This is a genomic window from Desulfobaculum senezii, assembly GCF_054657395.1.
In genome coordinates, this window is sequence record NZ_BAAHYU010000002.1 from 174,305 (window position 1) to 199,807 (window position 25,503).

The window sequence follows — 25,503 nt, forward strand, 5'->3', positions numbered from 1 at the left end:
CGGGCAAGGGGGCCGCCCGGATTTTTTGGGGTGGCCGTGCGTGGAGGCGGTGAATGCATCCTGCCGGATTCAAGGAAGATTTATCGCATTCCGGCGGGTTTTGCATCCTGAAAAACTGTGTACAGGCCGCCGACAATGGCTTCAAAAGCCTGTTCCGGCGTGCGCTGGCCGCTCTTGATGCCGAATTCCGCCTCCATGGTGAGGTCCCAGATGCGGGACAGGCGGGCAGGACCAAGGCGCTTGGCCGTGGTGGTCATGGCGCGCTGGCGGGACTGGGGTACCCATGCGGAGGGTTTTTCGCCGTGGGCAAGCTCCCACATGATGCGTGCGTCGCGCTGGAGCAGCGCAAGGAAGGAAAACAAAATATTGTCCGACGAGCTGACCATGCGGTTGTCGAAAACTTTTTTCCACACGCGCTCGGGCGTTGCGCCGGATTGGAGCATGGAGATGAATTCAAAAACGTCCATGTCCGCCTCGGCGGCGATGACGGTGAGGTGGTCGCGCGTGACGGTGCCTGCGTCCCCGGCGGCAAGGGCCAGCTTGTCCAGTTCGCTGCGCGCGCCAAGGGCGTCGGTGGGCAGGGCGTCGGTCAGGGCGCGCAGGACGTCCGGAGCGATGTCCAAACCGTTTCGCTTGGCGTAGCTGCGGACAAAGTCCGGCAGGGTGCGGCGCGTCAGACCGGGGGACGACCAGACCCAGCCGCGTTTTTCGGCCACGGCCCAGTATTTTTGCTTGGTCAGCGTCTTGGGGACCTTGGGGCTGCCCTTTTTGTCCAGAGCGCCCTCAAGGCAGAAGATGGGCCAGATGGTGCTGCCCGCGCTGGCGAGGGCGGTTTCCAGCTTGTTCCACGTATCCACCAGAAAGGTGTTGGCGCGCCGAATGATAACAAGGCGCGAGGTGCCCATGAGGTCCGGGATTGTCAGGTCCTGCCAGAACGAGCCGGGCAGGTCGCCGTCGTCGGCCCAGTAGACGCGGCGCACCCATGTGGCGCCGTCGCCGTAGGTGGCGACGAGGTGATCCATCTCCTGCCGCAGCAGTTCGACGTCGGGGCAGATGAGGAATGAAAATCCGGGACGGGACATGGTTCTCCTTACCGTGGCGTTGATGCATGAAGCCGCACCGGCGCGCAGGCGCGCCGGTGCGGCTCGTATCGTCTGGCAATAGGGCCTAGTAGGCCTGGGACAGCCTGTCTGCGAGGCGGCGGACGGCCAAGGAGACCACCCGGCGCTCTGCGGCGTCCCTGTTGGTGGTGAAGGACTGGCTGGCGCTGACGGTACCGGAGTTCCACAGCTCCGAGCCATCGGCCCTGCTCACGATTCGTGCCTGCATGTTGATGTTGGCGCTGGATTTCACGGTTTCATCGTCGGAGTCCGTCAGCGACGCATCGGAACGGAAGGACGAGACTGTGATGTGCATGTCTGCCGTGGCGTCCTTGGCGGACGTCCACACGATGCTGCCGCGGCGGGTCAGTTCGTCGCGCACTTCGGCGCGGAGCAGGCTTTCCAGCCACGGTTTCAGCGTGGGGTTCTCCACACTGCGGATGCACAGGGCGCGGTGCGAGGCATCAAGCACAAGGGGCGCCTCGTCGTCGGGCAGGCGGTAGCCGCAGCCCGAAAGGACGAGAGCCAGAACAACAGCCGGGAGAATCGCGCGCAGGTATCGCATTTATCCCACCACAATGTTGACCAGTTTACCGGGCACCACAATCACCTTGCGCACGGTTTTACCCTCAATGTGCTTGGCGACGTTTTGCTCGGCGAGGGCGGCCTTTTCCACTTCGTCCTTGGGGGCGGAGGTGGAAACCGTCAGGCGGCCGCGGAGCTTGCCGTTGACCTGAACCACGACGGTGACTTCGTCGCGGGCCAGTGCCTTTTCATCGTGCTCGGGCCAAGGCTGGACGGCAAGGTGCGTGGTGTAGCCCATCTGCTGCCACAGTTCCTCGCACACGTGCGGGGCAACCGGGGAGAGCAGGGTCAGGGCGGTGCTCACGGCGGAGGAAAGCGCTTTCGTGCCTTCTTCGGTGCCGACCAGCTCGTCCCGGAGCTGGTACATGGTGTTCACCAGCTCCATCACAGCGGCGATGGCGGTGTTGAACTGGAAGTGCGTCACCACGTCGTGGGTGACCTTCTTGACGGTCTCGTGCTCCTTGCGGCGCAGCTCTTTGGCCTTGCCGGATACGTCCAGCGCGGCGCAGGGACCAACCGGGGAGAGGGACCCGCCAAGGTCTTCCACCAGACGCCACACGCGCTTGATAAAGCGGGCGGAGCCTTCAATGCCGGTGTCGCTCCATTCCAGATCCTTTTCCGGCGGCGCGGCAAACAGGCAGAACAGGCGCACGGTGTCTGCGCCGTACTTGGCGATCATCTCGTCGGGGTCCACGATGTTGCCCTTGGACTTGGACATCTTGGACCCATCAAGGAGCACCATGCCCTGTGTGAGCAGGTTGTCAAAGGGCTCGTCGATGTCGATGAGCTGTTCATCGCGCAGCGCCTTCACGTAGAAGCGCGAGTAGAGCAGGTGCAAAATGGCGTGCTCAATGCCGCCGATGTACTGGTCCACGGGCAGCCAGTACTTGACGGCTTCGCGGTCCAGACCCTGCTCGTCGTCGCGGGGGCTGGCGTAGCGCAGGAAGTACCACGACGATTCCATGAAGGTGTCCATGGTGTCGGTTTCGCGGTGCGCCTTGCCGCCGCATACGGGGCAGGTGGTGTCGAAGAATTCGGGCGTCTCGGGCAGCGGGCTGCGGCCGTCGGGGCGCGTCTGCACGTCCTCGGGCAGGGTCACGGGCAGCTGGTCCTCGGGGACGGGGACAATGCCGCAGGTGTCGCAGTAAATCATGGGGATGGGAGCGCCCCAGAAGCGCTGACGCGAGATGTTCCAGTCGCGCAGGCGGTAGTTCACGGTCTTGCGGCCGCGGCCCGTCTCCGCGAGGTAATCGGTAATGGCCAGCTTGGCGTCCTCGTTGGGCATGCCGTCGAAGCGCTCGGAGTTCACGAGGAGTCCGGGCTCGGTGTACGCCTCGGTCATGGTGGCCGGGTCGAGGGTTTCGCCCTCGGGCTGGATGACCACGGTCATGGGCAGGTCGTACTTGCGGGCAAACTCAAAGTCGCGCTGGTCGTGGGCGGGCACGGCCATAACCGCGCCGGTGCCGTAGTCCATGAGCACGAAGTTGGCCACGTAGATGGGCACGCGCTTGCCGGTGACCGGATTTACGCAGTACGCGCCGGTGAACACGCCTTCCTTTTCAAGGTCGTCGGAGCCGCGGTGGATTTTGTCCATGCCGCGGACCTTCTCCACAAAGGCGCGCACGGCGTCCGCTTCGGGCTTGCCCTTGATGAGCTGTTCCACCATGGGATGCTCGGCGGCAAGGCTCATGAACGTGGAGCCGTACAGGGTGTCGGGGCGGGTGGTGAACACGGCGATGCGGTCCTCCAGACCCTCCACCTCAAACTCCAGCTCGGAGCCGTAGCTCTTGCCGATCCAGTTGCGCTGCATGGTCTTGACGCGCTCGGGCCAGCCGGGGAGCTTTTCCAGGTATTCCAGCAGCTCGTCGGCGTAGTCCGTAATCTTGAGGAACCACTGGGACAGCTCGCGGTTTTCCACCACGGAGTCGCAGCGCCAGCACAGGCCTTCTTCCACCTGCTCGTTGGCGAGCACGGTGTTGCAGGTGGGGCACCAGTTGACGGGCGCCTTTTTGCGGTAGACGAGGCCCTTTTCAAACAGCTTGATGAAGAACTGCTGTTCCCACTTGTAGTACTTGGGATGACAGGTGGCCACCTCGCGGTCCCAGTCGTAGGAATAGCCCAGCCGTTTCAGCTGGGTGCGCATGGTGGCGATGTTCTCATAGGTCCACTTGGCGGGGTGGGTGCCGTGCTTCATGGCCGCGTTTTCAGCGGGCAGGCCAAAGGCGTCCCAGCCCATGGGGTGCAGCACGTTAAAGCCCTGCATGCGCTTGAAGCGGGCAACCACGTCGCCGATGGAGTAGTTGCGCACGTGCCCCATATGGATGCGGCCGGACGGGTAGGGGAACATCTCAAGGCAGTAGTACTTCGGCTTGTCGTGGTCGATGTCGGTCTTGAAGATGTTCTCGTCGGCCCAGAGCTTTTGCCATTTGGACTCGATGGATTCCGGAGCGTAGTCAGCCATTGAATTTCCTTTACAATCTTTCGCGGATGCGGGTGAACAGGCCGGCCATGCGCTCGGGCAACGTGGCGTTGCGCCGGGCTTCGGCCTCTTGCCGTTCCCGCAGGTCGATGTCGTAGCTGCTGTCAAAGACAACATGGGGGAACGCCTTTTGCCATGCGCGTACGCTCTCGTAAGCGGTTTCGCGCATGGTGTCGCCTATCTTGATGTAGACGACGCTGTCCGCCGTGTAGTGCGGCCAGAAGGCCTTGCCCCAAAGGACAAGGGCATCCGTGACCGAGTGGCCGAGGGCGGTGGAAAAGGACCCGGGGTCCAGCCACCACTCGTTCCAGCCAAGGTCGCGGATGGAGTCCGCCATGCTTTTGCTCCATTCGGCCACGCGCCCAGCGTTTGACGGAACCTCCCAGCACAGCTCATAGCGCTGCGTGGCGCGGTCCGACCATGCACAGATGGTTGGGCGTGCCTCATGAAGCGATGCGCCCGCGCGCCTGAGGTAGACGCGCGGCGTATCGGCAGGGCGCTGTTTGGCGTCCCTAATGAACCCTAAGTTGACCATTTTCAACAGCTTTGGCAACGGCGTCGAGGATGCCGTTGACGAAGTTCTTGGAATTGTCGTCACCGAAGCGTTTGGCCAGCTCCACAGCCTCGTTGATGGCCACCTTGAGGGGTACATCGGCAAGGTAGAGCATTTCGTACATGGCCAGACGCAGGATCGTCAGTTCGATCCGGGCAATCCGCGATAGCTTCCAGTGCTGGGAATACTCGCCAATGCGCTTGTCGATGTCTTCTTTATTCTTCCAGACACCGGAGACGAGTTCCCATGCAAATTCCTTCCTGCCGGTCGCGTTGCGTTCGGCTGCTTCTTCAGAGGGCGCCGGGGCCAGGGTGAAGGCGCGTTCCAGCTGGTCCATGGCCGTCACTTCATTGAAGTTAAGGCTATAGAGGACTTCAAACGCGCGCCTACGGCCACCCCGTCGGCTGCCTTTTTTGGTATCGGACATGGATTAAATCTGCTCCAGAACGCGGACCATCTCGAGGGTGGCGGAAGCGGCTTCCACGCCCTTGTTGCCAGCTTTGCTGCCGGCACGTTCGATGGCCTGTTCGAGGGTATCGGTGGTCAGGAGGCCGAAGCCGATGGGCACGTTGGTCTCCAGAGAGACCTGAGCTACGCCCTTGGCGCACTCGGCGCACACGTAGTCAAAGTGGGGCGTTGCACCGCGGATGACAGCGCCAAGACAGATCACGCCGTCGTACTTGCCGGACGCCGCCAGCTTGCGGGCCACGAGGGGCATCTCGTAGGCGCCGGGCACCTTGACGAGGGTCAGGTCGTCCTTGGATCCGCCGTTGCGGCCGATGTAGTCCACCGCGCCGCCGATGAGGCGGTCCACGATGAAGTCGTTGAAGCGGCTGGCGACGATGGCGAACTTGAGGCCCTGTGCCTGATACTGCCCTTCAATGGTCTTGATGTGGTACATGTGCATCTCCTTGCGAAATGGAAAATATGATGGAGGGTGGCCCCGCAGGGGGGCCACCGGCCGTTATTCCTCGTCGTCGAGATGGAGCATGTGCCCCATCTTCTGCTTTTTGGTCTCCAGATAGTGGTAGTTCCACTGGCAGGACTTCATCTCGATGGGCACACGGTCCACAACCTCAAGCCCGTAGCCCTCAAGGCCCACGATCTTTTTGGGGTTGTTGGTCATGAGCTTCATCTTGGTCACGCCGAGGCTTACCAGAATCTGCGCGCCGATGCCGTAGTCCCGAAGGTCGGGCTTAAAGCCCAGCTTCTGGTTGGCTTCGACGGTGTCATAGCCTTCGTCCTGCAGGGCGTAGGCTTTGATTTTATTGCACAGGCCAATGCCGCGGCCCTCCTGACGCATGTACAGCAGCACGCCCTTGCCCTCTTCGGCGATCATATTCATCGCCGTTTGGAGCTGGCCGCCGCAGTCGCAGCGCATGGAGCCGAGGGTATCGCCGGTGAGGCACTCGGAGTGCACGCGCACAAGCACGGGCTCGCCAGGTTCGATGTCGCCCTTCACCAGTGCCAGATGCTCCTTCTTGTCCACTTCGGAGTAGAAGGCCACGGCGCGGAATTCCCCGCCGAAGCAGGTGGGCATTTTGGCCTCGGCCACGCGGTCCACGGCAAGGTTGCCGAACTTCATGCGGTATTCGATGAGGTCGCGGATGGTGGCGATTTTGAGGTCGTGCTTTTTCGCGAATTCCTTGAGGTCGGGCATGCGGGCCATGTTGCCGTCCTCGCGCATGATTTCGCAAATCACACCTGCGGGCTTGAGGCCGGCAAGGCGGGCGAGGTCCACACTGCCTTCGGTCTGCCCGGCGCGGACCAGCACCCCACCGGGGTTGGCGCGCAGGGGGAAGACATGGCCGGGGGTGACGATGTCGCCGGGGGTGACGTCGTCGCGGATGGCCGTCAGGATGGTGGTGGAGCGGTCATATGCGGAGATGCCGGTGGTCACGCCTTGGCGGGCTTCGATGGACACCGTGAAGGGCGTCTCAAAGCCGGACTCGTTTTTCTGGGTCATCATGGGCAGGTCCAGACGGTCCACCATCTCTTCGGCCATGGACAGGCAGATGAGACCGCGGCCATGGGTGGCCATAAAGTTGATGACTTCGGGCGTGGCAAATTCGGCGGCGATGGTCAGGTCGCCTTCATTCTCGCGGTCCTCGTCGTCGACGAGGATGATCATTTTGCCTTTTCGGATTTCTTCAATGGCTTCTTCAGCCGTGCAAATGGGCATGGTTCCTACCTCTTTGGAATATATCGCGGGACGCCGTGGCGTCTCGGCAGACGGGCACACATGGACGCCATGCGGCACCGTAGTGGGTGTCGCTAAAAGCCGTTCATGCGGAGGAATTCCTCTGTGATGCCCCCGTCAGCGGAATCCGGGGGCGTGTCATCGCCGGTCCAGGGGGCGACCATACGACGCACGTACTTGCCTATCAAGTCCGTTTCCATGTTGACACTATAGCCGGATTTCCATTTGGCAATGGTTGTGGCGCGCTGGGTTTCAGGAATGATGTTCACTTCCAGCCAGTCCGCGCCGCAGGCATTCACCGTCAGGCTGATGCCGTCGAGGGTCACGGAGCCTTTTTCGATAACGTAGACGCCATGTTCCGAAGGGAAGGAGAGGCGGTAGATGCGCGACTGGCCTGCGGGGGTGACGGCCGACACGCTGGCAAGGCAATCCACATGCCCGCTGACGAGATGGCCGCCCAGCCGGTCGCCGAGGGCGAGGGCGCGTTCGAGATTGGCGATGCTGCCTGTGGTCAGGTCGCCGAGATTGGTGCGGGAGAGGGTTTCGGCGGAAGCGTAAGCCGTAAACCAGTTCTGCCCAAAGGTCTCCACGGTGAGGCATGCGCCGTTGACGGCAATGCTCTCGCCAAGGACCAAGTTGGGCAGCGAGTCGGCGGGAATCTCAACGCGAAGGCGCGATTCGCCGCCCCGCGCTTCGATGGAGCGGATGGTTCCAGTGGTCTGGACAAGTCCGGTAAACATGTCAGTCCGCCTCCCGACGGTAAATAATGAGCGTGTCCGCGCCGCAAGGGCGGGATTCGGCCGTGCGCAGGGTGATGGCTTCATCCATGGTCTGCGGGCTGCGGCCGGTGAACAGGTGCCGCGCCTCTGCGTCGCCCAGAATTTTGGGCGCGAGGAAGAGGCGGAACTCGTCAATACGGTCAGACGCGAGGAAACTCAAGGCCAAACCTCCACCGCCTTCGCACAGCACCCGCAAACATCGGGCTTCGCTGCGCAGGCGGACGAGCCCTGCGTCCACGCTGATGCCGCTGTTGTCCGTGGGCAATCCCCAGACGCGAGCGCCCCTTGCGCGCAGGTCGTCGGCGGCGCTGGACGCTGCGGCGGCCTCGGTGGTCCAAAAAATCGTCTCGGATGCGCGCCGTGTGGTGAGAGAAAATTTTTCGGGGTCGGCGGGCAGGGTGCCCGTCACAACCACGGCCAGCGGCTGGCGCAGGTCCTTTGGGGCATCGTCAAGGCGCACGTCGAGGCTCGGGTTGTCCTCGCGGAAGGTGCCGCCGCCCACGATGACGGCGTCCACGCGTGAGCGCAGTTCATGCACGGCGCGGCGCGACTCGGGACCGCTCACCCATTGGGAATGCCCGGAGCGGGTCGCGATTTTGCCGTCGATGGTGGCGGCCATCTTGAGGATGACGTAGGGGCGGTCCGTGGTCTGCCATGCGCGGAAGTCCGCGATAAGGTCCTCGCAGGCGCGGGTTTCGATGCCGGTGTGCACGTCAAGGCCGTGCTCGCGCAGCAGGGCCGCGCCGCCCTTGGCGATGGGGTTGGGGTCCAGCGCGCCAACAAACAGCGTGCGGATGCCCGCTTCAAGGATGGCGTCGGAGCAGGGCGGGGTCTTGCCGTGGTGGGTGCACGGTTCCAGCGTGACGAACATGGCGCACTGGGCCGGGTCCACGCCTTTGGCGCGGGCGTCGGCAAGGCACTCGCGCTCGGCATGCAGGCCGCCGAATTTCTTGTGCCAGCCCTCGGCCACGATGCGGTCATCGTGAACCAGCACGGCGCCAACGGTGGGGTTGGGGGCGGTGTGCCGCCGCCCGCGCTTGGCGCAGGCGATGGCGTGGCGCATAAAGCGCGCCGCGTCCTTAGCGGTGATAGTCGAGACGCTCAAGGCGCACCCCCGCTTCGGCAAACATATTCTCGGACAGTTCGTCCGGGTAGCCTTCGGCAAAATAGATGGTCTTTACGCCGCAGTTGATGAGCATCTTGGCGCAAATGAGGCAGGGCTGGGTGGTGCAGTAAATGTCCGCACCGGCGATGCTGACGCCGTGGATGGCGGCCTGAACGATAACGTTTTGCTCCGCATGCAGGCCGCGGCAGATTTCGTGGCGCTGGCCGGAGGGAACGCCGAGTTCCTCGCGCAGGCAGCCCACGTCGAGACAATGGGAGATGTTTGCGGGCGCACCGTTGTATCCGGTGGCAAGGATGCGCTTGTCCCGCACGGCAATGGCGCCGACTTTGCGGCGGGTGCAGGTGGAGCGTTCGGCAACCATGTAGGTTATTCCCATGAAATATTCGGGCCAGGGGATTCGGTTTTCCATGCGCGCATCCGGGTGGCGGCGGCGTGCCGCCGAGTCGAGTTTTCAAATTGGGCGTCAGTCGCCCACGCGTGCCGCGGGGCGGCAGTGGTGTCGGGTCAAAATTGAGAGGGCGGGAGACAGGCTCCCGCCCGGAATGCCGTCGGTGTTACCACGCGTAAAGCGGGAACTGGCGCGAGAAGGTCTCCACGTCCTTGCGGATTTCATCAAGGCGCGTGTCGTTCTCAATGTTCTGCAGCACGTCCACAATCCAGCCGCCAACCTTGGCGATGTCGGCTTCCTTCATGCCGCGGGTGGTCAGGGCGGGGGTGCCCAGACGGATGCCGGAGGTCACGAAGGGAGAGCGGGTCTCGAACGGGACGGTGTTCTTGTTGCAGGTGATGCCTGCCTTGTCCAGCGCGATTTCCGCGTCCTTGCCGGTGATGTCCTTGCTGGTGAGGTCCACGAGGATGAGGTGGTTGTCCGTGCCGCCGGAGACAAGGTCGTACCCGGCGTCCATCAGCGTGGTGCCGAGGGCGGCGCAGTTTTTCAGCGTCTGGGCCTGATAGTCCTTGAAGCCGGGCTTTAAGGCTTCGGCAAAGGCCACGGCCTTGGCCGCGATGACGTGCATCAGCGGGCCGCCCTGGATGCCGGGGAAAATCTGGGAGTTGAGCTTCTTGCCGTATTCCTCGGTGGAGAGGATCATGCCGCCACGGGGACCGCGCAGGGTTTTGTGCGTGGTTGTGGTGGTGATGTGCGCATGGCCGATGGGCGAGGGGTGCAGGCCAGCGGCAATGGGACCGGCGATGTGCGCCATGTCCACCATGAGCTTGGCGCCGACGGCGTCGGCAATGGCGCGGAAGCGGGCAAAGTCGATGACGCGGGGGTAGGCGCTGGCACCGGCGATGATGAGCTTGGGGGAGTTTTCGCGGGCGATGCGCTCCACCTCGTCATAATTGATGGTGCCGGTTTCCTTGTCCACGCCGTAGGAGACGACCTTGTACAGCTTGCCGGAGAAGCTGACCGGGGAGCCGTGGGTCAGGTGACCGCCGTGGGAGAGGTCCATGCCCATGATGGTGTCGCCGGGTTCGAGAAAACCGAAATAGGCCGCCATGTTGGCCTGAGAGCCGGAGTGCGGCTGAACGTTGGCATACTCCGCACCAAAGATTTCCTTGGCGCGGTCGCGGGCGAGGTCTTCGACCATGTCGACGAATTCGCAGCCGCCGTAGTAGCGCTTGCCGGGGTAGCCCTCAGCGTACTTGTGCGTGAGGACGCTGCCCATGGCCTGTCGGACTGCCGGGGAGGTGAAGTTCTCGGAGGCGATGAGTTCCAGCTTGCTGGTCTGACGATCGATTTCCAGGTTAAGCGCTTTGGCGATTTCCCGGTCCTGAAGCAGCAGTTCTTCCATTGGGACGACCCTTCCGGTTTATGGTGGTGTGGCGGGCCGGGGGCAGGTGCCGCCCGGCCAGCGCCATATTAATCGGTGAACTTCTTGAAGATGATGCTGGCGTTGGTGCCGCCGAAGCCGAAGGAGTTGGACATGGCGTATTCGCACTGCCGCTCCACGGAGCCGTTGGCGGTGTAGTCCAGATCGCACTCTTCACCGGGGTTCTCAAGGTTGGTGGTGCCGGGCACCACGCCGTGATGCAGGGCCAGCACGGAGAACACGCCCTCAACGCCGCCAGCGGCACCCAGCAGGTGGCCGATCATGGACTTGTTGGCGGAGATGGCGATGTTTTTGGCGTGCTCGCCAAAGGTCTGCTTGATGGCGCGGGTTTCGCACAGGTCGTTCAGGTGCGTGGAGGTGCCGTGGGCGTTGATGTGGTCCACGTCCTCGGGGGCAATCCCTGCGTCGTCCAGCGCGGCCCGCATGGCGATGGCCATGCCGGAGCCGTCCTCTTCCGGGGCGGTCATGTGGAAGGCATCGCCGGAGGCGCCAAAGCCGACGATCTCGGCGTAGATCTTGGCGCCACGCGCCTTGGCGTGGTCGTAGTCCTCCAGCAGCAGCATGCCGCAGCCCTCACCCATGACAAAGCCGTCGCGGTCCGCGTCGAAGGGACGGGAGGCCTTTTCCGGCTCGTCGTTGCGGGTGCTCAGCGCCTTGAGGGAGCAGAAGCCGCCAAAGCCCAAACGGGTGATGGTGGATTCCACACCGCCGCAGATCATGGCGTCCGCGCGGCCCAGCAGAATTTCGCTGAAGGCGTAGCCGATGCCATGCGTGCCGGAGGCACATGCGGACGTGGACGCAAGGTTGGGGCCCTTTGCGCCGACCTCAATGGACACCATGCCCGGAGCCATGTTGGCGATGACAATGGGGATGAAGAAGGGGGAAACCTTGCGGGGGCCGCCCTTTAGCAACTTTTCATGAGTGGTCTCGATGGTGTGCAGACCGCCAAGGCCACAGCCGAGATTGACGCCAACCCTGTGGGCTTCGTCCTCGGGGATGCTCCAATCGGCGTCCTGCAGCAGCTGCTGGGAAGCAGCCACGGCAAACTGCGTGAACCGCTCCATCCGGCGTGCCTGCTTGGCGGGCATGAACTCTTTGGGATCGAATCCCTTCACTTCGCCAGCGATGCGCGTGGCGTAGTCCGTGGCGTCAAACTGGGTGACGGGGCAGATGCCCGACACGCCGGCCACGAGGTTCTCCCAGCTGGAGTGGACGTCGTTGCCGATGGGAGTAATGGCCGACAGGCCAGTTACGACAACTCTTTTTCTTTTCATTGCTCCTCGCCTCATATCGGTCGGGGATGCGCCGATGGCGCGCTTGTGGGAAAAGCCAAAGCGCCTTGAGGCCCACAAGGAGCCGCAAGACGCTTCGGTGTCGATATCGGAAGCAGCAGGGCAGGGCCTACTGATGCTTGGAGATGTAGTCGATGGCGTCCTGCACCTTGACGAGCTTCTGGGCTTCGTCGTCGTCGATCTCGGTGCCGAATTCCTCTTCCATGGCCATGATCAGCTCGGTGAGGTCGAGGGAGTCGGCGCCCAGGTCTTCCACGAAGGAAGCTTCGTTCTTTACTTCGTCGGCGGAAACGCCCAGCTGGTCAACGATGATTTCTTTGATCTTTGCTTCAACGGACATATTGCCCTCCAATGAGTTTGTTTGCCCGATGGGCAGTGAGTTCGTGTTTGGGGTAGCTGTGTATCAGCCAACTACATGTGCATTCCGCCGTTCACGGACAGAACCTGACCCGTGATGTAGGACGCATCGTCCGACACCAGGAAGGCGACAGCGCCAGCGATGTCCTCGGCGGAGCCGGGACGCTGCATGGGAATCTGCGTCTTGAAGGATTCGAGGACCTGTTCGGGAAGGTCGGCAGTCATGTCCGTGGTGACAAAACCGGGGGCGACGGCGTTGACCGTGACACCGCGGGAGGCCAGCTCCTGCGCGGCGGTTTTGGTCAGGCCAATGAGGCCCGCCTTGGACGCCACATAGTTGGCCTGCCCGGCATTGCCGGCAAGGCCCACCACGGAAGCCATGTTGACGATACGGCCAGAGCGCTGGCGGACCATGATTTTGGCCGCTTCGCGCAGGCAGGTGAAGGCACCGGTGAGATTGACGTCCAGCACGCGGTCCCAGTCCGCATCTTTCATGCGGATGAGCAGACCGTCGCGGGTAAGACCGGCGTTGTTCACCAGCGCCGCAAGGTCCACCTGGCCTTTGATGTTCTCCTTGAAGAACGTGGCCACGGCGTCGCGGTCGGAGCTGTCGAGCTGGAACGCCCGGGCGGAGGAGCCGCCCGCCTTGATCTCGCTGACGACGGCTTCGGCTTCTTCAGGGCGGCTGACGTAGGTCAGGTACACCTGATAGCCTTCGCGGGCCAGACGCAAGGCGCAGGCCTTGCCAATTCCGCGCGAGCCGCCGGTGACGAGCGCTGTTTTTATGAGATCGCTCATGCTTTCAATCTTCCTCTTGTTCCGGGTTGGGAACCGAACCTGAGTATGTAGCTCAATTCCGTCTGGACTTCAACCTTGAGGCTCTCGAAGAAAGCCCCGCGATTCAAGGGGTTTGGCTTCCAAATTGCGTACGCACTCTTTTGTGGGAAAAAAAGTGCGGCCTAGAACCGCAACAGGAATGCCGCCCAAGTGAAACCGCCGCCAAAGGTGGTGACGAGCACGGTCTGCCCTGGGGTGATGTCGCCGTTGTCCACGGCCTCGGCGAGGGCGATGCCCACGCTGGCTGCGGACGTATTGCCGTAGTTTTGGACGTTGAAGTAGACGCGCTCGCGCTCGATGCCCAGCTTTTTGCCCACGGCTTCGATGATGCGGCTGTTGGCCTGATGGGGCACAAGCAGGTCCACGTCGTCGGTGGTGAGGTCATTCTGGGCCAGCAGGCGCTGGCAGACGTCCGTCATGCTGCGCACGGCAACCTTGAACACTTCGCGGCCCTGCATGCGGATGAAATGGCTGTCATCCACCGTGTGGCCGAGGGTGTACGGGTTGCTGGAGCCGCCGCCGGAAATGGTGAGCAGGTCACCATACTGGCCGTCGGACTCAAGCAGTGCGTCCACAAGTTCGACGCCGTCGTCGCCCTTGTCGGCGGTGATGACCGCCGCGCCCGCACCGTCGCCGAACAGCACACAGGTGGTGCGGTCCTGCCAGTTGACGCGCGAGGTCATGACCTCGGCGGCGCAGGCAAGCACCTTGGCCTCGGGGTCGAGGGCCAGCATGGCGCGGGAGGTTTGCAGGGCGTACAGAAAGCCGGAGCAGGCCGCATTGACGTCAAAGGCCATGCAGCCCGCCGCGCCGATCTTGTGCTCCAGCTGGGTGGCCGCGCTGGGGCAGTAGGCGTCGGGGGTGCAGGAGGCGCAGATGACGTGGGTGAGGTCTTCGGGGGCAACGCCGGCCTTGGCCAGCGCGGTGCGCGAAGCCTCGGCGGCAAGGTCGGATGCGCACTCGCCTTCGGCAACGACGTGGCGCTGCCGGATGCCGGTGCGCGAAGTGATCCATTCGTCGGATGTATCGACGATGTGTTCCATGTCCGCGTTGGTTAGAACCTTTTCGGGGACGTGGAAGCCGAGTCCGTGGATATATGCTTTGGTGGTCATTGCTCTATCAATCGTTGAGTGTGCCGCGTGATCGCCGCAATACCGGGCCATGGCCGGGTGCTGCGAGGAAGGGGGATGCTAGGCGCAGGCGCCGAAGTCGCTGTTGGACTGCAATTCTTCCTTGATATGGTCGTTGGCGCCGCTGGAGACGAATTGGCCGGCCATCTTTACCGCGTTGGTGATGGCCTTTTCGTTGGAGGCGCCATGGCAGACGATGACGATGCCGTTCAGCCCAAGGATGGGGGCACCGCCATATTCGGCGTAGTCCACGAACTTGGCGAAGCGGCGCAGGCGGCCCTTGGCCAAAAAGGCGCCAAGGCGGCCCAGCCAGCTGCCGAGCAGTTCGCGTTTGAGGACTTTGCCAAGGCTTATGGCAAGCCCTTCCGAAAGCTTCAGCGCAACATTGCCGACGAAGCCGTCGCAAACCACGACGTCCACGTCGCCGGTGAAGACGTCGCGTCCTTCCACATTGCCCTGAAAGGCCATGGAAGTGGCCTTGAGCATGTCGTAGGTCTCTTTGACCTGCGTGTTGCCTTTGCCTTCCTCCTCGCCAATGGACATCAGGCCCACCCGCGGCTTGCCGTAGCCCAGCACGTCGCGGGCGAAGACTTCGCCCATGATGCCAAACTGGAACAGGTGCAGCGGTTTGGAGTCCACATTTGCCCCAACGTCCAGAAGGACCATGGGCTTTTTGACGGTGGGAAGAACGCTGGCAAAGGCCGGACGCTTCACGCCCCGCACACGCCCAATGACGAACATGCCGCAGGCGGAGGTGGCGCCGGAATGTCCGGCACTGACTACGCCATCGGCTTCGCCATCCTTGACGAGGCGGCAGGCCACCTGAATGGAGGTGTCCTTCTTGCGTCGGAGGATTTCGGAGGGCTTTTCATGCATCTCAGCGACGTCCCCGGCGTGGACGACGGTAACGTCCAGTCCGGAGGTATCGAGTCGGTACAGCTCATTGCTGATCGTCGACTCGTCGCCAACGAGGATGACGGCAAGGTCATGTTCCCTCGCGGCCCGGACAGCGCCGGGGACGACGATGCTGGGTCCGTTGTCGCCGCCCATGGCGTCAACGGCGATGCGCGGCTTGATGTTAGGCTTCATCCTTAAAAAGCATCTGCTTGCCTTTGTAGGCGCCGCACTTGTTGCAGGCACGGTGGGGCAGGGCCGGCTCACCGCACTCGCAGTAAATCACGTTAGGAACGGAAACCTTGTCGTGAGAGCGACGCATGCCGCGCTTGGACTTGGACGTTTTCTTTTTGGGGACTGCCATTTTCGTCTACCTCGTTTTGTGTGATGTATGTTCGCCGCCCTGAAGGGGGCGGTGACATCCGTGTATTATTGCTTGTTCCGGTCCGGGACCTTCAGGCCGCGCAGGGCAGCCATGCGGGGGTCGCCGCTTTCGCTTTCGCAGGTGCACTCGCCGGTGTTGAGGTTTATGCCGCACTGGGGGCACAGACCTTTGCACTCGGGCGAGCACAGGGGCTTGACCGGAAGGGCAAGCACGAATTGTTCCCAGAGGATGGCCCCCGCGTCAAGGACAACGATGCCGCCCTCCTCGCGCATGCGGGGTTCGTCCGTTTCGTCCGTGTCGCCGATTTCTTCATAGATGTCGAAATCCTGCTCCACGTCGACAACGGCTCGCTCCATGCAGCGGTCGCACGGGATGGATACCCGGCCGGTAACGCTGCCCTGAATGACACAGGACTTGGGGCCTTGCGGGAGAACCCGCAGCCGACCTTCCAAAGGCTCCACCACGGCAACCTTCATGCCGCAGGCTTCCCATTGCCCGGACCACAGTGTAGGGTCCGTGAAAGTAAATTCCCGGCCCTCGGCCGGGATGTCGACTGTATTGATCATAAACTTGCTCATGTATTCCTCACAAGGGGCATTCTCTATATGTGAATATTTCACGTTGTCAAGGCTAAAGCGCTTGCATTTTGCCACGGGAAGGGATAAAGGGGCAAATTCCGTGTGAGTGAATCGTACTCGCTCCTGCGGTAGAAATCGAGTAAGATCACTTGGGCGGTGCGAATTATCTGCGCTAACCGCCGTGAAATAGTGGATTTTGAGGAGGTCTCCCATGAGTCAGTTTTGTGAAGTCTGCGGCAAGAAGCCCCAGGTTGGAAACAATGTGAGCCACGCGCACAACAAGACCAAGCGTCGCTTCAATCCCAACCTGCAGAAAATCCGTGTCCAGCTCGACAGCGGCGAAGTCAAGCGCGCCAACGTGTGCACCCGTTGCATCCGTTCCGGCAAAGTGACCAAGCCCGTGAAGTAGCGCGGATTGCCTGGTGCGTGCCGCGCACAGGAATTTTGCGGAAAAGCCCCGGCAGTGTGCCGGGGCTTTTTGTTTTGGTCCGGCCCGAAAAGGCCCCGCACGCGCGGCGCGCCGGAGCGTTCAATCAGGCCACCGCGCGCTTATGCCAGCCCCGCACCACGCAGGCCGCAGCGCCAACGAACCCGCCCCCGCAGGACGTGTCCTGCGGGGGCGGGTTTTGTGTGCTGAAAGCCGGGGGTGTGGCTACAGGGCCAGGGCGCGGTCCATGCGGGCCAGCGTCTTGTCCTTGCCAAGCACGAAGAGGGTTTCGTGCAGGCCCGGGCTGAAGGTGCGGCCGGTGACGGCCACGCGGATGGGTTGGGCGATTTTGCCGAACTTGATTTCCTTCTGCTCCACGAAGCCATTCAGGGCGGCGTCGAGAGCCTCTTCGGTGAATTCGGGCAGGTCGGCCAGCATGGCGCGGACTTCGGCCAGCAGCTCGCGCGCGGCGGGCTTCAAGTGCTTTTTCACGGCCTTTTCGTCGTACTCCAGCGTGTCGTCATCCACGAGGAAGAAGGCGCACTGCTCGGCCATGTCGGCCATGGTGACGGCGCGCGGCTGGTACAGGGGTACGATTTGGGCCAGCGTGTCGTGGCTTGCCGTGATGCCGAGGTCCTTGAGGTGGCGGTCCAGAAGGCCCACCAGACGCTCGACGCCGGCTTCCTTGATGTAGTGGGCGTTGACGCTTTCCAGCTTCTTCACGTCGAACATGGCGGGGGAGCTGTTCAGGCCGTCGGTGGAGAAGACCTTGAGCAGTTCGTCCATGGTGAAGAATTCGTCGTCGCCGTGGCCCCAGCCGAGGCGCACCAGATAGTTGCGCACGGCCTCGGGCAGAAAGCCCATCTTTTCGTATTCCATGACGCTCATGGCGCCGTGGCGCTTAGAGAGCTTCTTCTTGTCGTTGCCGAAGATCATGGGCACGTGGCCAAAGCGCGGCACGGTGAAGCCCAGCGCCTCGTACAGGGCAATCTGCTTGGGGGTGTTGGACAGGTGGTCCTCGCCGCGCAGGATGTGGGTCATGCCCATATCGGCGTCGTCAACGACCACGGCAAGGTTGTACATGGGGGAGCCGTCGGCGCGGCGGATGATGAAGTCGTCCACCATTTCCTCGTACTCCATAGCCATGTCGCCCTTGACCATATCCTTCCACGCGCAGGTGCCGGAGGGCGCCTTGAAGCGCACCACGCGGCCTTCGCCGGGGGCAAGGTTCTTGGCGCGGCATGTGCCGTCGTACTTGGGCTTGCGGCCTTCCTGACGGGCCTTCTCGCGCATGGCGTCCACCTCTTCGGTGGAGCATTCGCAGTAGTAGGCGCGGCCAGAGGCGATGAGCTGTTCAATGGCCTCGTTGTAGCGCTCCGTGCGCTGGCTCTGGAAGTAGGGGCCTTCGTCCCAATCCAGACCGAGCCACGTCATGCCGTCGAGGATGGCCTGGGTCATCTCCTCGGTGGAGCGGGCCTTGTCGGTATCCTCGATGCGCAGGACAAAGTGCCCGCCGTTGGCGCGGGCGAGCAGCCAGTTGAACAGGGCGGTACGGGCGCCGCCGATGTGCAGAAATCCCGTAGGACTCGGGGGAAAACGTGTAACCATTGCGCTCATTGGTTTCTCCTGAAATGCGAATATATTGGGCGGCGTCCGTGGAGCGCCGTGAGAAATAATGCTATACGACAAATGCCCCGCAGCCGTCACGGAGGCGGCGCGGGGCGGGAACGGCGAATGGGACGGGCCTGTTAAACAGCCTCAACGCCCTTGATTTCGGGGACTTCCTTAAGGATGAACCGTTCGATGCCGTGCTTGAGGGTCATCTGGGACATGGGACAGCCCTTGCAGGCGCCCTGAAGGCGGACCTTGACGATGCCGTCGTCGGTGACTTCGACGAGTTCCACGTCGCCGCCGTCGGCTTGGAGTGCAGGCCGGACTTGTTCCAGCGCCGCTTCAATCTTTTCCCGCATGGCAATCCTCCTTGCGCGGTGGTTTGCCTTGGGCGTGTAGCGCCAACGCCCCGCGCTTGTCAATTTCCCAGCCCACGATGGACCGGGCGTGTTCTTGACAAGACTGTACGCGAAACCGTAGGCCCGTGCATCCATTATACACGTGCCCGGCCCGGCGTGCCGGGCTGCATGATAACCGCCAACCACCGCTCTTTATGGAGTTTTAGCCCATGCGTGTCACCCTTGTGGTCGGAGCCCGTCCCCAGTTCGTCAAGGCCGCCGTCTTGGAGCGCGTCCTTGTGGCCGCCGGAATCGAGGTCCGGCTTCTGCACACCGGCCAGCACTACGATGACCTAATGTCGTCCATATTTTTTAAGGAACTGGGCCTGTCCGAGCCGCAGGTGAACCTTGGCGCAGGCTCCGGAAGCCATGGCGAACAAACCGCCGCCATGCTGGCGGGCATTGAGGCGGACCTGATGGACCAGCGTCCGGACGCCGTCATTGTGCCGGGCGATACCAATTCCACCCTTGCCGGGGCCCTTGCCGCCGCCAAGCTGGGCATTCCCGTCATGCATGTGGAGGCGGGACTGCGCTCCTTTAACCGCGCCATGCCCGAGGAGCACAACCGCGTGCTCACGGATCATCTGGCCGATGTCCTCTTTGCCACCACGCCCGCCGCCGTGGCGAACCTGCGCCGCGAGGGCAAGGACAATGTGGCGGCGGACGGCGCGCTGGTGCAGGCCGAAGACGTGGCGGACTTGCCCCTTGGAGCCGGCGCGCCGCTGGTGGTGAACGTTGGCGACGTGATGTTTGACGCGGCGACCCGCTACGGCGAACAGGCCGAGGAGCAGGGCCGCACGCTGGACAGGCTGGCCCTGAAGCCGGGCGAATACGTGCTGGCAACGGTGCACCGGGCCGAGAATACCGGCGTTGGCCGCAGGCTGTCCTTTATCTTCCGCGGCCTTGCGGAGATTGCGCGCCGGGTGCCTGTGGTGCTGCCCCTGCATCCACGCACGGGCAATGCCATCAATTCCGCCATTACCGGGCGCTGGCCCATCCCAATGGCTGGCATGACCGTTATTGAGCCGCAGGGCTACATGGATATGCTCCAGCTGGTGAAGAATGCCCGCGCGGTGTGCACGGATTCCGGCGGCTTGCAAAAGGAGGCCTACTTCTTTGGCAAGCCCTGCGTAACCCTGCGCGATGAAACCGAATGGACCGAGCTGGTGGATTGCGGGGCCAATGTGGTGGCCGGGGCCGACCCCGACACCATCCCCGAAGCCTACGAGGCCGTGCGCGATGCCGTCATTGAGCCATCGGGCGGCGTCTTTGGCACCGGCAAGGCTGGCGAAGCCGTGGCCGCTGTGGTACGTCAATTTTTGGAAAAGCAGGCATCCCAAACGGGATAAGCGCTTGCGGCGGCGCGCGGATTGACCGCGTTGCCCCGTCCCACGGTGCTTTTTCGCGGCGCGGACAGTTGTCTGCGCCGCTTGCGCAAGAATGGCCGGACGGGGTGTGACCGCCTGCGCCTTTTCAGCGCGCGGCTTTTCCGTCATCATACAATCAATCTGGAACCGCTCCGCTTGGGGCGGCCCATGGGCGGAGGCCACTTCCGCCGGAGGACGATATGACGCAGGACTCTCGGCCCGGGATTTCATGGCCCGCGCCTCGGGGCAGCCGCTACTATTCGCTGTTCCTGTTCACCCTCATCCTTTTTGCCCTGTATCTGGCGTACAGGGTATTTAGCCCATTTCTTCATCCCATCATTTTTTCCGGTGTGTTGGCGGCCATTTGTACGCCCATGTTCACCCGCATCTCCAGCCGCCTTGGCGGGCACGAAAATGTCGCCGCGGGCATTGTGGTGTTGCTGGTGACGGTGTGCGTGTTCATCCCCGCGTTCTTTTTCCTGACGGGGCTGGCCACGCAGGGCGCGCAGTCCATTGCCGCTGTGACCGACTGGATACGCCATACGGACTTTGACGCGCTGTTGGGGCAAAGCCGCTTTGACGCCGTGAGCGCGTGGCTGAGTGACAAGCTCCCCTACATCCATCTGGAGGACATCGACATCCAGTCCGGTCTGCTGCGCTTTTCGCGGCAGGTGGGCGAGACATCCATCCAGTTGGGCACGGGCCTGCTGACGGATGCGTTCAGCGTGCTGCTGGACTTTTTCATCATGCTGTTCATCCTGTTCTTTTTGCTGCGTGATGGACGGCGCATTGTTGCGACGGTGAAGTACCTTTCCCCCCTGCGCGAGGAACAGGAAGACTCCATCATCTACAGCCTGCGCCGCGTGTCGCGCTCCGTGCTGGTGGGCGGCCTGCTGGTGGCGATGCTGCAGGGACTGGCCGGCGGCGTGGGCCTTGCGGCCGTGGATATTCCCGCGCTGTTTTGGGGCACGATGATGGGCTTTTCCTCGCTCATTCCGGTGCTGGGCACGGGCCTTGTGTGGGTGCCGGCCTCGGGATACCTGCTCATTGTGGGCAAGTGGAAGGCCGCCGTGTTCCTGATGCTGTGGTGCGGGCTGCTGGTGACCAGCATTGATACGTTCCTGCGGCCGTACTTTATGCGCGGGGCGTCGGGGATGCCGCTGATTTATATTTTCCTTTCCGTCATTGGCGGGCTTCAGGCCTTTGGCCCGCCCGGACTCTTGTATGGCCCGCTTATCCTCTCCTTTGCCATGGTGATGCTGCGCATCTACGGCGAGGAGTACCGGGACGTGCTGATGGAAAAGGAATTCATTGGCCCCAAGCCCGAGGATTCCACCACGACACACGACGACTAAACAGCGCGCCGCACCGGCAGGACCGGGGCGGCGCGTTTTTTCTGGCAGGAGGCGCTGTGAAGGTTGTGCATATCATCACCGGACTCGGCGTTGGCGGGGCGGAAACCAGCCTTGCCCGTCTGGCCCCGCGCCTTGCGCGGCGCGGGGTGGTGCAGCAGGTGGTGAGTCTGCTGCCGCCCGGTCCCCTTGCCGCGCCCCTTGAGGCGGCGGGCGTTCCTGTCGCCAGCTTGCATCTGCGGCGTGGTGTGCCATCGCCAGCGGCGCTGTGCCGGCTTGTCCGGTTGCTGCGGCGCGAGAATCCGGACGTGGTGCAGACGTGGCTCTACCACGCGGACCTGCTGGGCCTTGTGGCCGCGTGGCTCGCGCGCCGGGGGCAGGTGGTGTGGAACATCCGATGCGCGGACATGGACCTGTCGCGCTACGCCCGGACCACGGCGTGGACCGTGGCGGCTTGCGCGCGGTTGTCCGGCCGCCCCGCCGCTGTGGTGACCAATTCCGGACGCGCCGCGTGGTACCACACGCACAAGCTGGGCTACCGCCCGCGCCGCGTTGAGGTCATCCCCAACGGTTTTGACGGCGAGGTCTTCCGCCCCGAGTCGCCCCCAACCCCTCCCCCCAGCCATCCGTCAGAGCATTCCCCGGAGCATCCCCTAGGTCAGCCCCAAAACGGCCATCCGGAGACGTCGCAGGACCACGGCCCCGCACCGGGCGCGCGGCGTCAGCGCGAGGCGTGGGGCATTGCGCCGGAGGCGTTCGTCATCGGCATGGCCGCACGCTTTGACCCCATGAAGGGGCACGATGTTCTTGCGCAGGCGCTGGGGCGCCTTGGGCCGGAGTCCGGCGTGGTATGTGTGCTGTGCGGCGAGGGGATGGAGGCGTCGAACTCAGAGCTTGCGGCCCTGCTAGGCAGCGCAGGTGCATCGGGCATGGTGCGCCTTGTGGGGCGGCAGGAGGATATGCCGGGCTTTTATACGGCGCTGGATGTGGCGGTGACGGCCTCGCATACCGAGAGCTTTCCCAATGCCGTGGGCGAGGCCATGGCCTGCGGCGTGCCCTGTGTGGTGACCGATGTTGGCGATGCGGCGGAGATTGTGGCGGAAACGGGGCTGGTGGTGCCCCCCGGTGCGCCGGACGAACTGGCCCGCGCCATCCTCGCCATGCGCGACATGCCCCGGCAGGAGCGCCAGCGCCGGGGAGCCGTGGCGCGCGAGCGCGTCCTTCTCTGCTACGGCGTGGACGTGATGACCGAAAAGTACATGCGCCTGTACCAGAGCCTAGTGGCTCCTGAGGGCTGACGGTGTCTCCGTCTGTGAACGGCCTTTCCCCGCTCCTTGGGCGCCGTCACCGCAAGCGTTGGCCATTGAGCGGCTGGGGGAGGGCTAGAAGGGCCAAAACGTTGGAATGAACAAGGCGGCCCCGCCGCAGGAGATGATGACCATGGGCAGGCCGAGGCGGAGAAAGTCCAAGAAGGTGTAGCCGCCGGGACCGTAGACGATGAGGTTGGTCTGATAGCCAATGGGCGTGGCGAAGCAGGCCGAAGCGCCAAAGGCGATGCCGATGATGAACGGCCGGGCGTCCACCCCAAGGGATGCGGCCGTGGCGATGCCCACCGGAACGAGAAGGACAGCCGTGGAGTTGTTGGACAGAAAGTGGGAAAGAAGACTGGTCAGCACAATAAATCCGGCCAGAATCACCTGCGGGCTCGCCCCGCCGAACAGCCCGAGAAAGGCCTTGGCGTACACCATATCCGCGCCGGATGTCTGCATGGCCAGCCCAAGGGCGATTGTGCCGATGATGAGCATAAGGATTTTGACGTCCACCGCCCTGTAGGCCTCCTTAAGGCTCAGGCAGCCTGTCAGGATCATGGCGAAGGCTCCGGCAAAAGCGCCGGTGAGGATGTTGGCCAGCCCCGAGACCACAGCGGCAATCATCAGCACAAAGATGCCAATGGCAAGGGGGGCTCGGCGGCGGTTGACAATGTCTTTGACCACATTGTCGTTGAGGACGATGAAGTTTTCTTCCTTGCGGATGCGGTCCAATGCGTGGGGTTTGAGTTGGACCAAAATAACGTCGCCCACCCGCAGTTTCATGGAGTGGGCCTTTGTCCAGGAGTAATGGGAGTGGCGCCGCAGCAAGCCGATGATGCAGTTTTCCTGATCGTCGGCCAGAAAGAGGTCGTCCAGCGTAACACCGCGGGCGTCGGAGCCTGACGGGACAAGCAGTTCCACGAGTTGGGTGTCGCTGAGGTGGGGGCACGCGAAACCGGGGTTGCCGGCATCCTCGCTGTTTAAAATGGACGTCAGGTCGTCGGCCGAGCCTTTTGCCAGAATGCGGTCGTCGGCCTGCAGCACCACGTTGTCAGTCTTGACGTCGTAGATTTCCTCGCCGCGGAACACCTCGTATATTGTGAGGGATTCATATTTTTGCGGCATGCCCTGCGCCGGGTTGATGCCCACGAGGCTACTGTCCGGATAGACCGTGAGCTCCGACAAATACAGGTCGGCCGCCGAGTTTTCGTGCGAAAAGGGAAAGGCGTGCTCCGGCAGGAGGACGTCGGCAAAAAAATACATGAACACCGCTCCGCAAATGGCAATGGGCACGCCCAGTACCGAGAGCTCAAACATGCCGATGGGCTTGGCCCCCAAGCTGAACGCCGTATCACTCACCAAAATGTTGGTCGAGGTGCCGATGAGCGTACAGGTGCCCGCCAGAATGGAGATGTAGGACAGCGGGATAAGCAGCTTGGACGGCGCGAACCCGAACCGGCTGCACGCGGCCATGATGATGGACATAAACAGGATGACCACAGGGGTGTTGTTGAGGAAGGCCGACAAGGTGCCCACCAGCAGCAAGCTGACAAGAAGCAGCCGCTTGCGGCTGCCCGCTGTAAATTTAATGGTGGTTCTGGTGATGAAGTTCAGAGCGCCTGTGCGGACGAGCCCACGGCTGACCACAAAGAGCGCCCCCACCGCAAGGGGAGCCGGATTGGCAAAGCCGGATACGGCCTGAACCGGGGTAAGCTGACCGGCCACCATCAAAACGACGACAAGGCCCAGACCGGTCAGGTCGACCGGGAGCTTCTCGGTGACCAGCAAAACGATGGCAATCACCAGAATGGAGCTGACGACAATGATGTCTGGAGTCATGTGAGATCCTTTGAGATGCTGTCACACTGGTTCTCGTATTGTTCCAGAATCAGGAAGCCATGCAGAAAAGTCAAGATGATGTGCGGGCGACAGTGCACCATCCTCATGGCGCCCTAGCGGAAGACGTGCGATGACGTCCCCGTGCTTTTTTCGCTGGCTCGAAAGGTGATTGCCCACGGTCGATACGCGCCACTGTGCGCCACTGTGGTGTGGCGCAAACGCCAGTGGCGTGGCCGTGATGAGAAGCGGGCAAGGCGCCCGTACCGGAATGTTTCGGCGCCCGGAGGCGGCGGCCTACTTCCGCCACTTGTTGCGGTGCGGCTCCTGCAATTCCTGCCCTTCGCCGGGGTATTCGGCGCGTTGGTCCTGCGGGGTGGGCACGGGGCGCGGCCAGTGCCCGGGCTGCGGCTCCGGGCCTTCCAGCGCCACATCCGAGGGGCGCGAATCCGCAAGGGCGGGGTGCGTGCGCGGGTCTGCATCTGCAACGGGCAGGGAGAATTCAATGGGGATGCCGTTGGGGTCAAAGCAGTACACGGACTTGATGAATCCGTGGTCCACAACCTCCGAAGGCATGCAGCCCATGGCGTCCAGCTTGTCCTTGACCTCCCACAGGTCCTCCATGGTTGCCACGCCAAAGGAGACATGGTCGAAGATAAAAGGGCCCTTGACGGGGTAGCCGTGGTCCTTTTCGGCGACGGGCTTGGTCTCCGGCCACTCGAAAAAGGCAATCATGTCGTCATCGGAAATTTGGAAAAAGTAGTGCCGGTAGCCCGGATGCCCCAGCCCCGCGACAAGGCGCATGCCGAGCAGGTCGCGCCAGAAGCGGATGGTGGCGTCCATGTCGCCGGTGGCCATGGCGAGGTGATTGATGCCGGTGTATGTGGGCATGGCGTCCTCCGGTGGTGCGCAGTTGCGGTGTCGGAAAATGGAGCGTTCGGGACGCTTTGGCTGGAGCATACCTGACGCCGCGCGCCGCTTCAACAGCCCGGAGGAAGCGGGTTACCCCTTGCCCCCGATGGCGGTGGGCGTTATCAAGTGCCCTTGATGTTCGGCGGCATGCGCCGCTGCCCCT

The 25,503-nt window shown here is 62.9% G+C and carries 26 protein-coding genes; 4 read left to right on the forward strand and 22 right to left on the reverse strand.

From position 1 onward, the window contains the following. Positions 1-80 precede the first annotated feature (80 nt). The 18 genes from holA to ACYQ2T_RS01680 form a co-directional block, all read right to left on the reverse strand. Positions 81-1,082 (reverse strand): DNA polymerase III subunit delta, encoded by a 1,002-nt coding sequence (holA, locus tag ACYQ2T_RS01595; RefSeq protein ID WP_459897898.1) that lies wholly within the window; start codon positions 1,080-1,082, stop codon positions 81-83. 85 nt (positions 1,083-1,167) lie between these two features. Next, positions 1,168-1,665 carry an LPS assembly lipoprotein LptE gene (gene lptE, locus ACYQ2T_RS01600; RefSeq protein ID WP_404845720.1) on the reverse strand — a complete coding sequence of 166 codons (498 nt, stop codon included), beginning with the start codon at positions 1,663-1,665 and terminating at the stop codon, positions 1,168-1,170. Next, positions 1,666-4,146 (reverse strand): leucine--tRNA ligase, encoded by a 2,481-nt coding sequence (gene leuS, locus ACYQ2T_RS01605; protein WP_459897900.1) that lies wholly within the window; start codon positions 4,144-4,146, stop codon positions 1,666-1,668. Positions 4,147-4,156: 10 nt separating this feature from the next. Next, on the reverse strand, positions 4,157-4,699 hold the full coding sequence (locus tag ACYQ2T_RS01610) for a hypothetical protein (RefSeq protein ID WP_459897902.1): 543 nt from the start codon (positions 4,697-4,699) through the stop codon (positions 4,157-4,159). Beyond that, positions 4,677-5,144 (reverse strand): transcription antitermination factor NusB, encoded by a 468-nt coding sequence (nusB, locus tag ACYQ2T_RS01615; RefSeq protein WP_459897904.1) that lies wholly within the window; start codon positions 5,142-5,144, stop codon positions 4,677-4,679. The genes ACYQ2T_RS01610 and nusB overlap by 23 nt, the downstream gene beginning before the upstream one ends. 3 nt (positions 5,145-5,147) lie before the next feature. Next, a complete protein-coding gene (gene ribH / locus ACYQ2T_RS01620; RefSeq protein WP_459897906.1) occupies positions 5,148-5,618 on the reverse strand; it encodes a 6,7-dimethyl-8-ribityllumazine synthase in 471 nt (156 codons plus the stop codon). A gap of 63 nt (positions 5,619-5,681) precedes the next feature. Further along, positions 5,682-6,899 (reverse strand): bifunctional 3,4-dihydroxy-2-butanone-4-phosphate synthase/GTP cyclohydrolase II, encoded by a 1,218-nt coding sequence (locus ACYQ2T_RS01625; protein WP_404845725.1) that lies wholly within the window; start codon positions 6,897-6,899, stop codon positions 5,682-5,684. A 92-nt stretch (positions 6,900-6,991) separates the two neighbouring features. Beyond that, positions 6,992-7,657, reverse strand: coding sequence for a riboflavin synthase (locus ACYQ2T_RS01630; protein WP_459897908.1), 666 nt, complete (start codon positions 7,655-7,657; stop codon positions 6,992-6,994). A 1-nt stretch (position 7,658) separates the two neighbouring features. Next, a complete protein-coding gene (gene ribD / locus ACYQ2T_RS01635; RefSeq protein WP_459897910.1) occupies positions 7,659-8,801 on the reverse strand; it encodes a bifunctional diaminohydroxyphosphoribosylaminopyrimidine deaminase/5-amino-6-(5-phosphoribosylamino)uracil reductase RibD in 1,143 nt (380 codons plus the stop codon). After that, positions 8,776-9,231: a deoxycytidylate deaminase gene (locus tag ACYQ2T_RS01640; RefSeq protein WP_459897912.1), complete on the reverse strand. Its 456-nt coding sequence runs from the start codon at positions 9,229-9,231 to the stop codon at positions 8,776-8,778. Before ACYQ2T_RS01640 ends, ribD begins: the two co-directional genes overlap by 26 nt. Positions 9,232-9,376: 145 nt before the next feature. Beyond that, positions 9,377-10,615, reverse strand: a complete 1,239-nt coding sequence (gene glyA / locus ACYQ2T_RS01645) for a serine hydroxymethyltransferase (RefSeq protein WP_404845728.1) — start codon at positions 10,613-10,615, stop codon at positions 9,377-9,379. 68 nt (positions 10,616-10,683) lie between these two features. Further along, positions 10,684-11,928, reverse strand: a complete 1,245-nt coding sequence (fabF, locus tag ACYQ2T_RS01650; protein ID WP_404845729.1) for a beta-ketoacyl-ACP synthase II — start codon at positions 11,926-11,928, stop codon at positions 10,684-10,686. 127 nt (positions 11,929-12,055) lie between these two features. Continuing rightward, complete coding sequence (acpP, locus tag ACYQ2T_RS01655) at positions 12,056-12,286, reverse strand: acyl carrier protein (protein WP_404845730.1); 231 nt, start codon at positions 12,284-12,286, stop codon at positions 12,056-12,058. Positions 12,287-12,357: 71 nt separating this feature from the next. Continuing rightward, on the reverse strand, positions 12,358-13,101 hold the full coding sequence (fabG, locus tag ACYQ2T_RS01660; protein ID WP_459897914.1) for a 3-oxoacyl-[acyl-carrier-protein] reductase: 744 nt from the start codon (positions 13,099-13,101) through the stop codon (positions 12,358-12,360). Positions 13,102-13,262: 161 nt separating this feature from the next. Next, entirely contained in the window at positions 13,263-14,252 is a 990-nt protein-coding gene (locus ACYQ2T_RS01665) for a beta-ketoacyl-ACP synthase III (RefSeq protein ID WP_459897916.1), read from the reverse strand. Positions 14,253-14,330: 78 nt separating this feature from the next. After that, on the reverse strand, positions 14,331-15,359 hold the full coding sequence (plsX, locus tag ACYQ2T_RS01670; protein ID WP_404845733.1) for a phosphate acyltransferase PlsX: 1,029 nt from the start codon (positions 15,357-15,359) through the stop codon (positions 14,331-14,333). Then, positions 15,349-15,528: a 50S ribosomal protein L32 gene (rpmF, locus tag ACYQ2T_RS01675; protein WP_404845734.1), complete on the reverse strand. Its 180-nt coding sequence runs from the start codon at positions 15,526-15,528 to the stop codon at positions 15,349-15,351. The genes plsX and rpmF overlap by 11 nt, the downstream gene beginning before the upstream one ends. Before the next feature lie 65 nt (positions 15,529-15,593). After that, positions 15,594-16,127, reverse strand: a complete 534-nt coding sequence (locus tag ACYQ2T_RS01680; RefSeq protein WP_459897918.1) for a YceD family protein — start codon at positions 16,125-16,127, stop codon at positions 15,594-15,596. Positions 16,128-16,338: 211 nt separating this feature from the next. Here ACYQ2T_RS01680 and rpmB point away from each other — a divergent pair, with 211 nt between their 5' ends. Continuing rightward, positions 16,339-16,536, forward strand: a complete 198-nt coding sequence (gene rpmB, locus ACYQ2T_RS01685; protein ID WP_459897920.1) for a 50S ribosomal protein L28 — start codon at positions 16,339-16,341, stop codon at positions 16,534-16,536. A 243-nt stretch (positions 16,537-16,779) separates the two neighbouring features. On the opposite strand, the gene gltX is transcribed toward rpmB, so the two are convergent. Together gltX and ACYQ2T_RS01695 are read right to left on the reverse strand one after the other, a co-directional pair. Next, on the reverse strand, positions 16,780-18,171 hold the full coding sequence (gene gltX / locus ACYQ2T_RS01690) for a glutamate--tRNA ligase (protein ID WP_459897922.1): 1,392 nt from the start codon (positions 18,169-18,171) through the stop codon (positions 16,780-16,782). A gap of 131 nt (positions 18,172-18,302) precedes the next feature. Beyond that, on the reverse strand, positions 18,303-18,524 hold the full coding sequence (locus tag ACYQ2T_RS01695; protein ID WP_404845739.1) for a NifU family protein: 222 nt from the start codon (positions 18,522-18,524) through the stop codon (positions 18,303-18,305). Positions 18,525-18,733: 209 nt separating this feature from the next. Between ACYQ2T_RS01695 and ACYQ2T_RS01700 the strand changes: the two genes are divergently transcribed. The 3 genes from ACYQ2T_RS01700 (at position 18,734) to ACYQ2T_RS01710 (ending at position 22,580) form a co-directional block, all read left to right on the forward strand. Next, positions 18,734-19,912, forward strand: a complete 1,179-nt coding sequence (locus ACYQ2T_RS01700; RefSeq protein ID WP_459897924.1) for a UDP-N-acetyl glucosamine 2-epimerase — start codon at positions 18,734-18,736, stop codon at positions 19,910-19,912. A gap of 218 nt (positions 19,913-20,130) precedes the next feature. Further along, the gene (locus ACYQ2T_RS01705) at positions 20,131-21,285 is read left to right on the forward strand and encodes an AI-2E family transporter (RefSeq protein WP_404845741.1); all 1,155 of its coding nucleotides are present in this window, start codon (positions 20,131-20,133) and stop codon (positions 21,283-21,285) included. 56 nt (positions 21,286-21,341) lie between these two features. Beyond that, positions 21,342-22,580 carry a glycosyltransferase gene (locus ACYQ2T_RS01710; RefSeq protein ID WP_459897927.1) on the forward strand — a complete coding sequence of 413 codons (1,239 nt, stop codon included), beginning with the start codon at positions 21,342-21,344 and terminating at the stop codon, positions 22,578-22,580. A gap of 84 nt (positions 22,581-22,664) precedes the next feature. Here the strand turns inward: ACYQ2T_RS01710 and ACYQ2T_RS01715 are convergent, their stop codons facing one another. Together ACYQ2T_RS01715 and ACYQ2T_RS01720 are read right to left on the reverse strand one after the other, a co-directional pair. Continuing rightward, complete coding sequence (locus ACYQ2T_RS01715; protein WP_459897929.1) at positions 22,665-24,431, reverse strand: SLC13 family permease; 1,767 nt, start codon at positions 24,429-24,431, stop codon at positions 22,665-22,667. A gap of 294 nt (positions 24,432-24,725) precedes the next feature. After that, positions 24,726-25,319 carry a VOC family protein gene (locus tag ACYQ2T_RS01720; RefSeq protein ID WP_404845744.1) on the reverse strand — a complete coding sequence of 198 codons (594 nt, stop codon included), beginning with the start codon at positions 25,317-25,319 and terminating at the stop codon, positions 24,726-24,728. Positions 25,320-25,503 lie beyond the last annotated feature (184 nt).

Excerpts from the sequence above, each read along its gene's own strand:
- holA (WP_459897898.1), bottom strand. The coding sequence starts at position 1,082 with ATGTCCCGTCCCGGATTTTCATTCCTCATCTGCCCCGACGTCGAACTG.
- lptE (WP_404845720.1), bottom strand. The coding sequence starts at position 1,665 with ATGCGATACCTGCGCGCGATTCTCCCGGCTGTTGTTCTGGCTCTCGTC.
- leuS (WP_459897900.1), bottom strand. The coding sequence starts at position 4,146 with ATGGCTGACTACGCTCCGGAATCCATCGAGTCCAAATGGCAAAAGCTC.
- ACYQ2T_RS01610 (WP_459897902.1), bottom strand. The coding sequence starts at position 4,699 with ATGGTCAACTTAGGGTTCATTAGGGACGCCAAACAGCGCCCTGCCGAT.
- nusB (WP_459897904.1), bottom strand. The coding sequence starts at position 5,144 with ATGTCCGATACCAAAAAAGGCAGCCGACGGGGTGGCCGTAGGCGCGCG.
- ribH (WP_459897906.1), bottom strand. The coding sequence starts at position 5,618 with ATGTACCACATCAAGACCATTGAAGGGCAGTATCAGGCACAGGGCCTC.
- ACYQ2T_RS01625 (WP_404845725.1), bottom strand. The coding sequence starts at position 6,899 with ATGCCCATTTGCACGGCTGAAGAAGCCATTGAAGAAATCCGAAAAGGC.
- ACYQ2T_RS01630 (WP_459897908.1), bottom strand. The coding sequence starts at position 7,657 with ATGTTTACCGGACTTGTCCAGACCACTGGAACCATCCGCTCCATCGAA.
- ACYQ2T_RS01640 (WP_459897912.1), bottom strand. The coding sequence starts at position 9,231 with ATGGAAAACCGAATCCCCTGGCCCGAATATTTCATGGGAATAACCTAC.
- glyA (WP_404845728.1), bottom strand. The coding sequence starts at position 10,615 with ATGGAAGAACTGCTGCTTCAGGACCGGGAAATCGCCAAAGCGCTTAAC.
- fabF (WP_404845729.1), bottom strand. The coding sequence starts at position 11,928 with ATGAAAAGAAAAAGAGTTGTCGTAACTGGCCTGTCGGCCATTACTCCC.
- acpP (WP_404845730.1), bottom strand. The coding sequence starts at position 12,286 with ATGTCCGTTGAAGCAAAGATCAAAGAAATCATCGTTGACCAGCTGGGC.
- fabG (WP_459897914.1), bottom strand. The coding sequence starts at position 13,101 with ATGAGCGATCTCATAAAAACAGCGCTCGTCACCGGCGGCTCGCGCGGA.
- ACYQ2T_RS01665 (WP_459897916.1), bottom strand. The coding sequence starts at position 14,252 with ATGACCACCAAAGCATATATCCACGGACTCGGCTTCCACGTCCCCGAA.
- plsX (WP_404845733.1), bottom strand. The coding sequence starts at position 15,359 with ATGAAGCCTAACATCAAGCCGCGCATCGCCGTTGACGCCATGGGCGGC.
- rpmF (WP_404845734.1), bottom strand. The coding sequence starts at position 15,528 with ATGGCAGTCCCCAAAAAGAAAACGTCCAAGTCCAAGCGCGGCATGCGT.
- ACYQ2T_RS01680 (WP_459897918.1), bottom strand. The coding sequence starts at position 16,127 with ATGAGCAAGTTTATGATCAATACAGTCGACATCCCGGCCGAGGGCCGG.
- rpmB (WP_459897920.1), top strand. The coding sequence starts at position 16,339 with ATGAGTCAGTTTTGTGAAGTCTGCGGCAAGAAGCCCCAGGTTGGAAAC.
- gltX (WP_459897922.1), bottom strand. The coding sequence starts at position 18,171 with ATGAGCGCAATGGTTACACGTTTTCCCCCGAGTCCTACGGGATTTCTG.
- ACYQ2T_RS01695 (WP_404845739.1), bottom strand. The coding sequence starts at position 18,524 with ATGCGGGAAAAGATTGAAGCGGCGCTGGAACAAGTCCGGCCTGCACTC.
- ACYQ2T_RS01700 (WP_459897924.1), top strand. The coding sequence starts at position 18,734 with ATGCGTGTCACCCTTGTGGTCGGAGCCCGTCCCCAGTTCGTCAAGGCC.
- ACYQ2T_RS01705 (WP_404845741.1), top strand. The coding sequence starts at position 20,131 with ATGACGCAGGACTCTCGGCCCGGGATTTCATGGCCCGCGCCTCGGGGC.
- ACYQ2T_RS01715 (WP_459897929.1), bottom strand. The coding sequence starts at position 24,431 with ATGACTCCAGACATCATTGTCGTCAGCTCCATTCTGGTGATTGCCATC.
- ACYQ2T_RS01720 (WP_404845744.1), bottom strand. The coding sequence starts at position 25,319 with ATGCCCACATACACCGGCATCAATCACCTCGCCATGGCCACCGGCGAC.